The following is a 14,118-nucleotide window of genomic DNA, read 5'->3' as shown; positions in this document are numbered from 1 at the left end:
GTGGTGGGCGCGTCCGTGTCCGGCTTTGCCGGTCGGCGGACCATAGCGCCCCCGCCGCCCGATTTGAACCGCCCTTCTGGCGCAGCCGCTTCCCGCCCGCGGCAAAATTCGCGGGTTGGGGGGCCAAAATCGGCAAGCGACTTGCATGAGGGAGCGATCAAGGTCGGTGACTGGACCTTGCTGCGCACAGGGGGCTGTGCTGCTGCTTGTGGTCCGTCGCCGGTCTTGCCACTCTCCACCACGGTTTCGGGTACCACCGGGGCCGGGAAGGGACTTGTACACCCCATGTCCATGCCGCCGTTACGGCCGCCGCCCGGAATGCGGCCCCCACACCTGCGCGCCCCCAAGGCCAAGCGTCGCGTGACGCCCGGCGCGTGGCGCCTGCCGTCGTGGCGGGCCGCGCTGCCGGGGTGGCGGTGGCCGATCTCGTTCAAGGCCGGGCTGCCGCCGTGGGGGGCCCGTTGGCTGTGGGGCCTGGTTCCTGTCACCCTGGCCATCGCGGGGGGCATTTTGGCCGGCCGGCTGATTCTGCCGGCCACGGCGGAACAGAGGCTGAAGGCGGCCCTGGTCGAGGCTGGCTTCGCCGATGCCCAGGTGACGGTGCGGCACGCCGGCTGGGGTTGGCTGGAGGCGGGGGTGCGCCTGCAACCGGGGCTGGAGGCGGACACCGCGCTGGTGACCTTCGCCGGCCTGGTACCCTGGGGCCATCCGGCGCGCCTGGCGCTGACCGGGGTCAGCCTGGATGCCGGCCATCTGGATGGGCAGGCGCTGGCGCGCTTGACCGATCTGCCCATCGACCATGTGGACATTGGATCGGCCCAGCTGATCCACGGGGATTGGTCGATGCCCTTGGCCTTGCACGCCACGCTCGATCACAGGGCGGGGGACGGGGTAGAAGCGGGCGCGTGGCAAGGGCAGGCGGTGATGGAGCCGGCGGCCGGCTGGCCCGCGCTCGCCGTGACCGTCAGCCTGACCAGGACGGCGGATGGCCCCGCGCTGCGGCTGGTCGCGGCGCCAGGCGCCACCCCGATGGTGTCGGGCACCGTGGCTGCCGGCCCCAAGGGAACGGCCAAGGCTGAACTGACGGTGACGGACCTGCGCGTGCGCGATTGGGGAGGCCCCATTTCCGCCCATCTGGTGGCACAGGGCGGCGGTGACCGCTGGACCGTGAGCGCCACCGCCGAGACGCCCAACGCCCACCTGGCCCTGGAGGGAGCCAAGCCCTGGACTGGCATTCAGGGCACCGGCATACAGGCCACCATGCCCGCTGCGCCGTGGGGCATTACCCTGCGCGCCCGGGGGGTGGGGACCTGGAGCGGCGAGGGGCTGCTGACCGTGGCCGGCACCGCGGAGGGGGGCGCCCTGGCCGTGACCGTCGCGGCAGAGGGGATGACGGCGCCGGAATTGCCGCTGATGGCGGCCTTCCTCAACGGCGGCGGAAACCTGACGCCGGAAGGCGATGGCGCCTGGCGCCTGGACCTGACCCGCGCAGCGCAGGCAGGGGGGCGGTTGCGGGACGGCCAGGGGACGCCGGTCAGCCTGGGCTGGGACCCCGGTGCCGACGGCCACCTGGTGATGACCTGGCGCGGCGGTTTGGGCAAGGACCGCCGGGGGCATGCCGAGGCGCAGGGCGCCTTGGTGGGGCGCCTGGGGCCGTCTGCCGCGCCCCTCATCGCCGGTGGCACCACCGGCCTGCATATCGCCGCCGATTGGGATGCCGGCGGCTTGAGCGCCCTGGAGGCGTCCGCCGCGTCGGTGGAGGCGCCGGTGCTGCTGGGCGGTAGGTTGGAAGGGGCCCATCTGTCCGCCGGCTTCGATCGCGCCAACCGCGCCAATCCCTGGCAGCTGACCCTGGATGGCGGCCGTGTGGCAGGCACGATGCTGCCGCCCCTGGCCCTGGCCGTCACCCTGTCCGGCGATCCGGCCGCCACGCTGACCCTGGCGGGCCAGGCCCGGGGACTGGGCACGCCCCTGACCCTGAGGCTGAGCGGGCATTGGACAGGGGTGGAAAAGCGGGGGGAGGCGGCAGCGGTGCTGGAGCCGCTGACGCTGTCCAACGTGCCGGATCTCAGCCGCCTGCTGCCTGGCGCCGGCCTGGCGGGACCGATCCAGGGCCTGGGCACGGTGGTGGGCCGCGCCCATCTGTCGTGGGAGCAGGGGCATCTGACCGGGTCGGGGGAGGTGCGGGCCGATGCCGTCAGCCTCGCCGGCCCATCGCTGGCCATCGACGGCCTCAAGGGGGCGGTGGCGCTGGACGGGCTGTTCCCGCTGCACAGCCCGCCTGCCCAGCATATCGAGGCCAAGGCCGTGCGTGCCGCCCTGGCGCTGGAGGACGTCGGGTTGGATTTCCAGCTGGCGGATGGCCGGGTGCTGCTGCAAGGCGGCGATTTGGCCTGGGCCGGCGGCCACGTGCATCTGTCGCCGGAGGAGGGCGGCGGCTTCAGCGCCACGGTGGCGGAGGTGGATTTGGCCCAGGCGTTGCCGGCATGGACGGCGGCCGGCTACACCCTGCAAGGGAAGCTTGCTGGGCGCTTGCTGGGACGCTTCGACGGCATGGCGCCGGTACTGGCCTATGGCGGCCTGCAGGCGGAGGCGCCCGGCCACATCGGCTATGCGGATACGACCGGTGCCGGTGTGCCGGTGGTGCTGAACCCCGACCACAACGGCAAGGTGGCGCTGGTGACCCGGGCGCTGGCCGATTACGACTACCAGGCCCTGACGTTGGAGCCCAAGGGCCCGATCCTGACCGACCCCCGCGCCCGCCTGCTGCTGCGCGGCGTCAACCCGGGGTTCTATGGCGGCTATCCGGTCGACCTGGACCTGGAACTGGACGCCGGTGACCTGTCGGCCACCGGTGCCTCAGAACGACGGCAGTAAGGGATGTTGGGCATCACCCGGCGCTTGGGAGCCCCTGATCGTGATCGACCAAGGGCTGTGCATCACGGGAACGGGCAGTGATCGCCCACCACGTCCACGAAGGAGCGTGAACCGGGGCTGATCTTGAAGCGGTATTCGGTGTCGTCGATGATCACCGAATGCTGCAGCGGCAGCATGCCCGTGGTCTGGGTTTCCTTGCCGTTCTTGTCGGTGAACTTCAGGGTGACCGGCTTGGCCGGGTCGAACCAGGATTGCGGCGCGCCATCGGGGCTGCGCGACGTGGCGCCCTCGCCAGAGACGGTGATGGCGCCGTCGGCGAAGCCGGCCGAGGTGTTGGGACCCTTGTACAGCGAGGTCGACAGGACGAAGCGCTTGGTCTCCGCCTTGCCGCAGGAGCGGGGGGTGCCCGTCTGCTCGATGATCAGGGCCAGGCGGCCGGCATCGACGCCCTCCACCATCTTCTTGGCCAGCAGGTCCTTCAACCGGCCCAGGTCGCCCGTGGGCACGTCGCGGTCATAGCGCACCTGCAGCTCGCTGACGCGCACCTCGGCGGTCTGCAGCGCCGCTTGCAGCTGGGCGACCTTGCGCTCGGTCTCTTCCTTGGCGGACTGGGCCTGGGTCAGTTGCGTCTGCAGGCTTTGTTCCCGGCGGATCAATTGTTCTTGCCCCACCTCATAGCTGAAGGCGCAGGCGACGCCGACGACACCGGCCAGCAGCAGGAACTTGCCCAGACGCCCCCAGAAACGGCGGCGGGCTCGGCGGCTGTGATCATAGAGGCCATAACTCATGGTGGCGCCAACACCCAGCAGATAGGTCAGGGAGAACAAGGAATTAGTAAGCCCGGGAAACAAAGCCTCCCGGGCCTGACCCTAGCGGGGCCGCCTGCCAAACTCAAGCGGCTGTCGGCCTATACGCACTACGGGCCAATGGCACAGGCGGTGGCACGCCCCGCCGCGGCCACGTCGGCTCTCAACCGTTGTGCGACAGCGCCGCGTCGATGGCGGCTTTCAGTTCCGGCGATTCCGGTTCCACCTTGCTGGGGAAGGCGGCGATCAGCGCGCCCTCGGGGCTGATCAGGTACTTATGGAAATTCCACTTTGGCGCGCCCTTGGCGCTGCTGACCCACTTGTAGAAAGGATGGGCCTTGTCGCCGGTCACCGTCTCCTTCTCCGTCATGGGGAAGTCGACGGCGAAGTTGGCGTCGCAGAAGTGCTTGATCTCCTTGTTGCTGCCCGGTTCCTGGTCGGCGAAATCGTTGGCGGGTACGCCCAGCACCACCAGGCCCTTGTCCTTGTAGGCGGTGTAGAGCGCCTCAAGGCCTTTGTACTGCGGGGTGAAGCCGCAGAGGGACGCGGTGTTCACCACCAGGATGGCCTTGCCCTTGAACTGGCTGAGGGGCAGCGGATCGCCGTCGATGGAGGTGAACTTGTAATCATATGCCGAGCCCGCGGCGGAGCTGGGCAACGGGGTGGCGGCATCGACATGGCGGGCGGCGGCCAAGCCGGCGACGGCCAAGGCGGCCATGGCCAGGCCCCGGAACAGGACGCGGCGGGTCAGCAGGGAAGCGGGCATGGGGTTCTTCCTCGGATATCGGTGGCGGGGCCCCGCTGCCTGGGGGCCCGCCTGGTCGCGATACCGGACTATAAACCCCGTAACCGGGTTACCTGCAAAACTAATGCGAGGTGCCGGTGAAGGCCGGGCTGACGAAGGTGCCCAGCTTGTTGAAGATCATCCGGAAGTAAATGCGGTTGCCGGACGCCAGGCCGACACGCTGGGCGTAATCACGCTCCATGATCAGCGAGAAGGTGTAGCAGTCGTCCTGGTAGGTGGTGGTCAGGCTGGTGGATACGGGCCCGCCGCCTTCGGCCAGGTTGTACCGGGTGGAAAGGCCCACCGTGTAGTACTTCAGGAAGGACGAGGTCACGCCGCCGCTGACTTCCTGCAGGTTGGCGGTGGTGTCGGCCGTCGTGCCGTTCTGCAGTTCCAGCTTGTTGATGTACAGGTAGCTGCCTGACACGCGGAAAATGGATGGGCCGAACGATCCGGTGAAATCGTGCATGCGCTGGGCGCCACTGGTCGGATCCAGCCGGAAACCGTAGCTGACGTCCATCCACGGGCTGGGGGTCAGTTCCAGGCGGCCGACATAGTCGGACTGGCGGCTGTACAGGCCGGAATTGACCGCGAAGTCGGTGTTGTGCTGCAGGCGGTAGCTCTGACCGAAGAACAGGGTACTGCTGCCGCCGCCATTGCCGTAGACGCCGGCGCGCACACCGTAGGTCACGCGCTGGCCACCATCGAGAAGGTCGACGCCGGGATAGCGGCTGAGGCGGAACAGGTTGGTGGAATCGAACTCGATATCCTCGCTGTCCTCGTTCGGCAGATCGCGGCTGTTGTGGTAGTTGGGCGCGGCGGTGAAGGCCACGATGGGCTCGATCATCTCCGACACGGTGCCGTCCTCGCGCACGAAGGGCAGGCGGGTCATGATCTGGCCCTGGGGGAAGACGCGGAAGCGGGTGAAGTCGTCCCGGGGGCCGCCGTTGGCAGCGTCCTTCAGGTTGCCGATGGCGTAGGCGTCGGTCCGCAGCAGGGCGTTGACGGTGGTGACCATGCCCAGGCTGTTGGTGTAATCGCCCTGCCAGCCCGCGACCTGCGAGGCCCGGCGGGAGCGCACACCCTGCTCGCGCCACAGGTCCAGGTACTGCGCGTCGAAGGACCAGCGGCCACCCAGCGTATCGCCCGGCTCGCCCAGGGCGCTGTAGGTGATCAGCGGCAGGGCTACCGGCTCTTCCAACGTGTTGGACGGGCGCAGATCCTGGAAGCCGTAGATGCCGGCGTTGAAGTAGTCGCGGCCAGCGAAGTGCTCGGTATAGAGGCGGCTGGTCAGCAGCTGCTCAGCGCTGTAGTTGTAGCGCAACAGGAAGTTGTTGTCGGTGACCCGGTTCAGGTCGAAACCCCAGCGCCAGGAATCATCGATGTCGAAGCGGCCAATGCCCTGCACCCAGCCGCGCAGTTCCGTCGGGCTGATGGTGCCGGTGGACGACGCCTGCGGGTTCTGCGTGTAGGTGGCGGCCCCCTGAAGTTCCAGGTAGCCGTTGGTGAAGCGCTGGCGATATTTCGTGCCCAGAAGCAGGCCGTCGTTGGCGCTGGGCAGCAGATCGAACAGCAGGTCCTTGTCCGGCGAGATGTCGTAGTAATACTTCACCCGCGCGAACATGCCCAAATTGGTGTTGTAGCCGATGGTGGGCGTCAGGAAGCCGCTGCGCCGGTCCACCGTGGGATCGGGCATGGAGAAGGCGGGCAGGTAGGTGATGGGCACGCCCGCCACCTCGATGGTGGCGTCGCGGAAGTAGATGTCGTGCGACGTATTGTCGTGCGTCACCTGCTTGGCGCGAATCTGCCAAGTGGGCGGCCGCGTGGGATCATCTTCGCACAGCTTGCAGGGGCTGTAGGTGCCGCGGGTGACGCGGGTGTAGCGGCCATCGATGCGTTCGGCCTGGTAGCCGGCCAGGCGGCTGTTGTCCTGCAGCAGCATGCGGGACTGGTCGACGAAGGCCTGCTTCTGGTCCTCCGTTAATTCCGCATAGTCGCCGAACATCACCTCGCCATCCGGCTGGATCATGACCACGTGGCCGCTGGCGGTGATGACGTTGGACCGCTCGCTGTAGCTGATGGTGTCGGCCAGTACGACGTGGCCGCCCTGAGACAGCTGCACGTTGCCGGTCGCGGTGGTGATGCCCAGCTCATTGTCCGTGTCGACCTGGTCGGCCTCCAGCAGGACGGGTGGCTGATCCTTCTTCGGTGCGGCCTGCGGGGGGGCAGCCTGGGTGGGTGCAGGGGCGGCGGGCGCTCCGCTGGAGGGCGGCGCGGGCTGCTGTTGCGCCAGCGCCGTGCTGGACATCAGGCCGACCATCAGGGCGGCGGCGATGGCGGCACGCCGCCGCGTGGCGGCCATGGGCGGCTCCGCAGTCAGGGGACGGGGATTCAACGCGTCGCACTCCCCGTCAGTTCGCCCGGGCGTACGCAGGGGCTGGGGGTGGGGATGCCGCCGTTCCGGGCCATGTGGCCGATGTCCTTGCTCCGCTTCATGGATCACCTTCTTGCCCATGCCGTGGGCCAAGTCAACACGGCTGGCCCGTTCCACGGGTTCATCTCCCGATATCGTCGGCGCGTGACCCGGAAACACCATCCTGGGAAACGCCACGGCGGCACCAGCCCCGCAAGGGGACGGCGGGAATGTCAGGTGAAGGCCTTGAAGGTGATGATGGTGAAAGTGTCCTTGACGCCCGGCAGGGTCTGCAGGCGCTGGGTGACAAAATGGCCGATGTCGGCCTCGTCACCCAGATAGCACTTCATCATCAGGTCGTACTGACCGGAGATGGAATGGACCTCTGAGACCTCTTCCAGGGTCTCCACGGCCGAATCGGCCACGTCGTAGGCCTTGCCCAGTTCGCACTTGATCTGCACGAAGATGGTCTGCATGGGATGCTTCCAAGCCTCCGCCGTTCGCCGTCACGCCTCGGGCGTGTCGGAACCGTCAAAAGTTTCCGGTGGAACAGCGCGGGCCAGGGGACGGGCAACACGCAGCATGAAAGCCGGCACATCGTCGCCGAAGCCGACGACCGTCGGGCCGTCGTCCTCGTCCCGCCAGCGGCGGCGCGGTTCGCCCCGGTCATCCTGGCGCGGGGGACGGGTGTCGTTGCGGCCCCCCTCGCTCCGGCCGCCCTCCCGGGCTTCGCCCCGGTTGTCGCGGTTCCGGTTGCGGTCACGGTCACGGTCACGGCCGCCCCGCTCCGGACGGTCTTGGCGCTCCGGCCGTTCAGGCCGTTCCGGGCGCTCCGGCCTGCGGGCCTCCACCGTTTCCTCCGCCACGGTCGCGGCTTCGGCCTGGACCTCGCGCGGGGGTTCGGAGGCGGCATCGCCCCGGCTGCCACCGCGGCGGCGGGGGCCCTTGGTTTCGCCGCGCGGGCTGGCGCTCCGGGCTGAACGGCGGCGGCGGCCGCCCTCGCTCTCGCCCTCAGACATGTCCGGGGTTTCCAGACCGTCGATCATGATGCGCGGGATTTCCCGGCCGATCAGCTTTTCGATGGCGCCCAGGGTGCGGCTGTCGTCCGGCGTCGCCAGCATGAAGGCGCGGCCGGTCTTCCCGGCGCGGCCGGTGCGGCCGATGCGGTGGACGTAGTCGTCGGCGTGGTGGGGCACGTCGAAGTTGAACACGTGGCTGACACCGGCGATGTCGATGCCGCGGGCGGCCACGTCGCTGCAGCACAGCAGCGAGATTTCACCCTGGCGGAACTGCTCCAGCGTTTCGGTGCGCTTGGACTGGACCATGTCGCCGTGCAGCGCGCCGGCGTTGAAGCCGTGCTTGGTCAGCGACTGGTGCAGCACGGCGACGTCGCGCTTGCGGTTGCAGAAGATGAAGGCGTTCTTCACCTCTTCCGTCCGCAGCAGGTGGCGCAGGGCCTCGCGCTTGTCCTCATTGCGCACCATGGCCACCGCCTGCGTGACCGTGGCGGCGGGGGAGGCCGGCGGGGCCACCGTGATCTCGCGCGGGTTCATCAGGAAGGCGTCGGCCAGGCGACGGATCTCCGGCGGCATGGTGGCCGAGAAGAACAGCGTCTGGCGCATCTTGGGCAGCAGTCCGACGATGCGCTCGATATCCGGGATGAAGCCCATGTCCAGCATGCGGTCGGCTTCGTCGATCACCAGGATCTTAATGTCCGACAGCAGGATGTTGCCGCGGTCGAACAGGTCCATCATGCGGCCGGGGGTGGCGATCAGGACGTCGACGCCACGCTCCAGCTTCTTGATCTGGTCGCCGAAGGACTCGCCGCCGATCAGCAGCGCCATGTTCAGCTTGTGGTACTTGCCGTAGATCTCGAAGTTCTCGGCCACCTGCGCTGCCAGCTCGCGCGTCGGCTCCAGGATCAGCGAGCGCGGCATGCGGGCGCGGGCACGGCCGGACGCCAGGATGTCGATCATGGGCAGGGTGAACGACGCCGTCTTGCCGGTGCCGGTCTGGGCGCAGCCCAGCACGTCGCGGCCCTGCAGCACCCAGGGGATCGCCTTTTCCTGAATCGGGGTCGGCTGGCTATAGCCCGCGTCTTCAACCGCGCGAAGGACTTCCGGGCCTAGCCCAATTTCCGAGAAAAGCATGCGACCTTGTATCTGTATGATGTGCGTCGTTAAAGGACGGGACCCGGCGGAACCGCCGCGCCCCCCTTTGGATCAAGTGCCGGGCCGGCGGGGCCGCCATCCCACGCCAAGCCCGTCTTCAAACGGGATCGGGGCCGCATCCAGGCCTGCACGTGGCGGCCCGGCGCCGCCTATACCGGAACCACGCGCGACTTGGCGGAAGTCGCGGCATGATCTAGGGTCGCGCGTTCGATATCAATTCCAGCCCGCAAGGGCAAGGATTTCCTTTAATGTCAACTGTTGTGTCATCTTCCGCGCCCGAGTCCGGGGTAAAAGGGAAGCCGGTTTTTATCCTGCCGCCGGGTTGATTGTGCGACGTGCCCTCGTCGCGTCCTCCGGATGCAGCAGCTGACGACCGGACCGAGGGCGGGTGCCCAGCCTGGCCGCCGCCGAGTCGATGGCGGAGGCCATCCCCGCGCCCGCCTGACGGTCACCAGCCGGTGCGGCCATCTGTCGCCCCATCTGCTGCCCCATCTGCCACCCCGGGGAACGGCGAGCGGCAACGACAAGTCTCATATGGGAATGGCTAGGCGTGACCTGAGGCGGCGCCAGGCGGATGTTGAGCACCGGACGGCCCTTGTTTTGGCCCGCGGAAGCCCCATCATCATCAATAGATGACACGACTTTGTCACCTGGCCGGTTGCGCAGCCCGCGAGAACTGGTCTAGGCTTCCCTTGTTGGCTCAACCGCCCCTTGCTTCATAAGGACGATATCCATGGTCACCATCGGCATCGCTGCTTTCCTCGGCCTCAGCCTGCTCGCCGCGCTGTCCATCGCCGCCGTGAAGCCGGCCGAAGCGAATGCCCATAATGGGCATGGCGGACACGGCCATGACGATCATAATCACGGCGGCCACGGTCACGGCGGCCACGGCCACTGAGCTTCTCCACTACCGATTTCCGGTGATGGGCGGCGCTAGGCGGGCAGCCTGGCCGAACATCCGGTTTGTTTGAAAAAGGCCGCAGCAATGCGGCCTTTTTCTTGGCCGCGACCAAGCTGAGCCCCGATATAATCTTATGCGCGGTGTACAACCGGCCGGGTGATCGCCATATGGCCACCTTGCGTGTTTGTTGGGGAACGCACGATGGCCACTATTGTCACCGCAAATAATCGTTCGACGCTGGCGAACAGCGGCACGCTGGTCGTGCAAGGGAACCGCGACACCATCGTCGGGTCCGGCAACACCATCACCCTGTTGCAGTCGACCATCAACGGCGTGACCAGCATCGTCGGCGGCGGCAACACCATCGTCGACAGTTTCGCGGGCAACACCATCGCCGTGGGGGGCGGGGTGATTTCCGTCACCGCCATCGCCGATGTGATCACCCTCATCGGCGGCGGCAACATCGTCAACATCAATAACAACAACACCGTCGTCGACAGCTATTCCGGCGACCATGTGTCCTTCAACGGCTTCGCCTCCAGTTTCACCGGCAGCCTGAATTTCCTGACCATCGCCAAAAGCGGCGGCCTGGCGGTCAACGGCACCGGCAACCAGGTCACCATGAACGGCTCGGGCACGCTGAACCTCAACACCTCGGGCAACTCCGTCACCGACCTGGGCAGCAACTCCACCATCGCCCTGGCCGCGACCAACCTGGTGGAAACGGTGACGGGCACGGGCGACACCGTGTTCCTGAACTACGCCAGCAACGCCTTGTCGGTGGGCGGCAGCAACATGGTGGTCCAGGCGGCGGGCAACACCATCCATGTCCTGGCCGGCGCCAGCAACGTGACCGTGACCGGTTCGAAGAAGGGGGCCAACCGCCTTTACGCCGGTACCGGCACCATCACTACCCAGTCCGACCTGGCGCTGAACGGCGACGGCTCCTCGCTGAACTTCCTGTCCGGCGGGAGCGCCACCTTGACCGGCCCGGCCAGCGCCAGCCCGACCACCATCCTGGGCCGCGGCGCAACGCTCACCGCCGCCGGGCCGGGGTTCAACGTCAGCTTGGCGGCCAATGGCCAAACCGTGCTGGGCAATAGCGGGACCATCGGTGTGGCCGGGACCGGCGACCTCATCTCCGGCGCCGCCAACACCGTCACCGTGGCGCAAGGGGCCGCCGCCACCATCAGCGGCACCAACAACATCGTCACCGTCAGCGATGGCGGCAGGGCCGTCGTGCAGGGCGCCGGCAATATCGTCACCGCCCTGGGTGGCGCCACCGTGGCCGCGACGGCCGCCGCCACGACGGTGGTGGGCAACGCCACGGGCGCGACGCTCTCGGGCTCGGCCGCCGCCACCATCCGCTACGACGCCAGCGGCATGACCATCAACCTGGTCAGCGGGCGCGCCTCGGTCACCGGCGGCAGCAAGGTCGATGCGCTGACCAACGTGGGCATCCTGCTGGCTACCGGCAACAATGACACGCTAATCGCGGGCAGCGGCGCCACACTGTCGCTGACCGGCACGGGCGACCAGGTCACCCTGACCGGCGGACGCGACGTCGTGGTGGGCAGCGCCGCCAGCCGCGCGACCATCACCATCTCCGCCAGCAACAGTGCCGAGAGCATCAGCGCCACGAGCAATAGCATCCTGGTGCAGGGGACGGGGGATACGCTAACCCTGGCAGGCACGGGCAATCAGGTGACCACCGCAGCGGGCGGCAGCGTGATCCTGGCCGCCAAGGCCAGCGCCACCCTCAATGGTGATGGCAACACCGCGACCATCGCCAGCGGCGCCAGCCTGACGGTGACCGGCAGCAGTGATACCATCACGGCTTCCGACGCAACGCTGACGGTGGCGGCACCCATTGGCGCGGCGGAGACGGTCAACGCCACCAGCACCGCCATCGCCCTGACGGTCGCCGGCGAAACCGTGACCCTCAACGGCACGGGCAATAGCGTGACGGCGGGCAGTGACGCCATCACCCTGGCCGCCAAGTCCAGCAACACGGTCAACGGTTCCGGCAACGTGATCACGGTCGGCGCCCAGGGCGGCCTGAAGATGACGGGGGCCGGCAACACCGTCACCCTGACCGGCAGCGGGGACACGCTGAACCTGACCGGCACCGGCAACAAGATCGTCATGGCCGGCAGCGGTGCCGCCGTCTCCCTGTCCAGCAACGGGGTGGGCGCCAGCGGTGAGCTGGACCTGTTCGTCACCCATGACAAGGTCTGGCTGCAGCGCGCGGGCAACGATTTGGTGGTGGAGCAGCTGGGGGCGGGGCAGGCGGCGCGCCTGGCGAATTGGTTCGCCAGCACCAGCGCCGAGGTCGCCACCATCAAGGCCAGCGATGGCGTGCTGCTGACGCCTGCGGACGTGACCACCCTGTTGGGCAAGATGACCACCTTCACCAACGGCCACGCGGGTTTCAACCCGCTGACCACCAGCCAGAGCAGTACCGGCAACAGCTATTACGCCGGTGCCCTGAACGGCGTCTGGCACAGCTGAGGGCCGTAGCCTTGGTTACTGGGGCGTACCCGCACGGCGTACTGTTTACATTCCCGCCATCGATTCGCGGAAAAATCATTTGCTGATGTGCGATCAGGTATCTTAGATGGAGGCGCCATCGGGGCGTGGCATGTGAATCGATAGTCTTAATCGTGATCATGTTTCGGACCTGCGCCGACCCGTGGGGAAGCAACGACGATGTGACCGTGCAAGCGCGACGACCTGACGCCCCGTTCCTTATTGCTGGAACAGGTGTCCCCGTGTCTGTGTCCGCTGCTGGTATGATCACTTTGCCCCTGTCCAGTTCCGAGACGTTGCGCCGGGCCACGGCGTTGCACGACCAAGGCGAATACGCCGAGGCGGAGGTGTTGATCAGCGGCGCCCTGGCCCGGGACCCCGGCAATGCCGACCTGCTGAATGCCCGTGGCGTCATGTTCGCCCAGATGGAACGCCACCTGGACGCACTGTGGTGTTACCGAGACGCCGTGGCTGCCAATCCACGCGGATCGGGCATCTGGACCAATCTGGGCAATGCCCTGACCAAGCTGAAGTACCTGGAGAGCGCGGTGAACGCCCACCGCCGGGCCATCGAGCTGGCGCCGAACGACGTGCTTCTCCATCACAATTTAGGGACCTCGCTGGCGGAGGCTGGCAACCATGGCGAGGCTGTCATGGCCTTCAGCCGCGCGATGGAACTCAATCCGGAATTCCATAAGGCGCGATGGGACCGGGGGCGCAGCTATCTCTATCTCGCCAACTATCGGCAGGCCTGGCCCGATTACGAGGTGCGGCTCATCAGCGGCCAAGTGCCCGCACGGGACCTGGCCAGCACCAAGTGGGATGGGCAGCCCTACGCCGGCCGGCGCCTGCTGCTGCTCTGTGAACAAGGGTTCGGCGACACGCTATGGGCGGCGCGTTACCTGTCTCGCGTGAAGGCGTTGGGCGGTGAACTGACCGTTGAGTGCCAGCGGGAGCTCATTCCCCTGCTGGCGGATCTGGGGATCGCGGATCGCCTGATCCCCTGGGGCGAGCCTCTGCCCGAGGCCGATCTCCACGCCCATTGGTGCAGTCTGCCCGGCCTGTTCACCCAGGACCTGGCCACCATCCCGGCGCAGCCCTATCTGCGGGCGCCGGTGGACCGCCGCGCCAAAGCGGCCCAGGTGTTGGGACCGCGCGACGGCCGCCTGAGGGTGGGTGTCGTCTGGTCGGGCAACACCAGCTTCAAGCGCAACCATGAACGGGCCCAGCCCCTGATGCGCTTCTTCCAGGCCTTCGCCCTGCCCGGCGTCCAGCTCTACAGCCTGCAGAAGGGGACGCCGGAGAAGGCGCTGAGCGAGTTGCCCCGGGGCGGCCCCATCATCGACCTGGCCCCTCACCTGGGCGATTTCGCCGACACCGCCGCCTTCGTGGAACAGATGGACCTGGTCATCATGACCGACAGCGCCGTCGCCCACCTGACCGGTGCCCTGGGCAAGGAGGTATGGGTTCTGCTGGGCGATGTTGCCCACTGGCTGTGGCTGCCCGGCCGTGCCGACTGCCCCTGGTATCCGACCATGCGCCTGTTCCGCCCCCGCGCCGAAGGCGACTGGGACCACGTCTTCGACCGAGCCTCGCTGGAGCTGACGTTGAGGACGCGGATTCTGGAGATGTAAAAA

At 67.7% G+C, this 14,118-nt stretch carries 9 protein-coding genes; 4 read left to right on the top strand and 5 right to left on the bottom strand.

Going from position 1 to position 14,118, the window contains the following annotated elements; all coding sequences use genetic code 11:
• Positions 1-318 precede the first annotated feature (318 nt).
• Complete coding sequence (locus P5F91_RS14850; protein WP_277907521.1) at positions 319-2,877, top strand: intermembrane phospholipid transport protein YdbH family protein; 2,559 nt, start codon at positions 319-321, stop codon at positions 2,875-2,877.
• A 62-nt stretch (positions 2,878-2,939) separates the two neighbouring features.
• Here P5F91_RS14850 and P5F91_RS14845 read toward each other — a convergent pair whose 3' ends face one another.
• The 5 genes from P5F91_RS14845 to P5F91_RS14825 all read right to left on the bottom strand — a co-directional run bounded on the left by P5F91_RS14845 (position 2,940) and on the right by P5F91_RS14825 (position 9,030).
• Complete coding sequence (locus P5F91_RS14845; protein WP_145609230.1) at positions 2,940-3,704, bottom strand: hypothetical protein; 765 nt, start codon at positions 3,702-3,704, stop codon at positions 2,940-2,942.
• A 142-nt stretch (positions 3,705-3,846) separates the two neighbouring features.
• Positions 3,847-4,449 (bottom strand): glutathione peroxidase, encoded by a 603-nt coding sequence (locus tag P5F91_RS14840; RefSeq protein WP_145609231.1) that lies wholly within the window; start codon positions 4,447-4,449, stop codon positions 3,847-3,849.
• A gap of 100 nt (positions 4,450-4,549) precedes the next feature.
• A complete protein-coding gene (locus P5F91_RS14835) occupies positions 4,550-6,829 on the bottom strand; it encodes an LPS-assembly protein LptD (RefSeq protein WP_277907520.1) in 2,280 nt (759 codons plus the stop codon).
• 284 nt (positions 6,830-7,113) lie between these two features.
• Positions 7,114-7,356: an Lrp/AsnC ligand binding domain-containing protein gene (locus P5F91_RS14830; RefSeq protein ID WP_004273252.1), complete on the bottom strand. Its 243-nt coding sequence runs from the start codon at positions 7,354-7,356 to the stop codon at positions 7,114-7,116.
• A gap of 30 nt (positions 7,357-7,386) precedes the next feature.
• Positions 7,387-9,030, bottom strand: a complete 1,644-nt coding sequence (locus P5F91_RS14825; protein WP_277907519.1) for a DEAD/DEAH box helicase — start codon at positions 9,028-9,030, stop codon at positions 7,387-7,389.
• Between the two features lie 754 nt (positions 9,031-9,784).
• On the opposite strand from P5F91_RS14825, the gene P5F91_RS14820 reads away from it, so the two are divergent.
• From P5F91_RS14820 to P5F91_RS14810, 3 genes are all read left to right on the top strand, one after another.
• The gene (locus P5F91_RS14820) at positions 9,785-9,949 is read left to right on the top strand and encodes a hypothetical protein (RefSeq protein WP_186454582.1); all 165 of its coding nucleotides are present in this window, start codon (positions 9,785-9,787) and stop codon (positions 9,947-9,949) included.
• A gap of 204 nt (positions 9,950-10,153) precedes the next feature.
• The gene (locus tag P5F91_RS14815; protein WP_277907518.1) at positions 10,154-12,463 is read left to right on the top strand and encodes a beta strand repeat-containing protein; all 2,310 of its coding nucleotides are present in this window, start codon (positions 10,154-10,156) and stop codon (positions 12,461-12,463) included.
• Positions 12,464-12,744: 281 nt separating this feature from the next.
• A complete protein-coding gene (locus P5F91_RS14810; RefSeq protein WP_246134240.1) occupies positions 12,745-14,115 on the top strand; it encodes a tetratricopeptide repeat protein in 1,371 nt (456 codons plus the stop codon).
• Positions 14,116-14,118: the final 3 nt, after the last annotated feature.

Origin of the sequence: Nitrospirillum amazonense, from assembly GCF_029594735.1 — a bacterium.
Taxonomy (GTDB): Bacteria; Pseudomonadota; Alphaproteobacteria; order Azospirillales; family Azospirillaceae; genus Nitrospirillum; species Nitrospirillum amazonense.
This window is presented reverse-complemented; position numbering and strand designations above follow the sequence as displayed.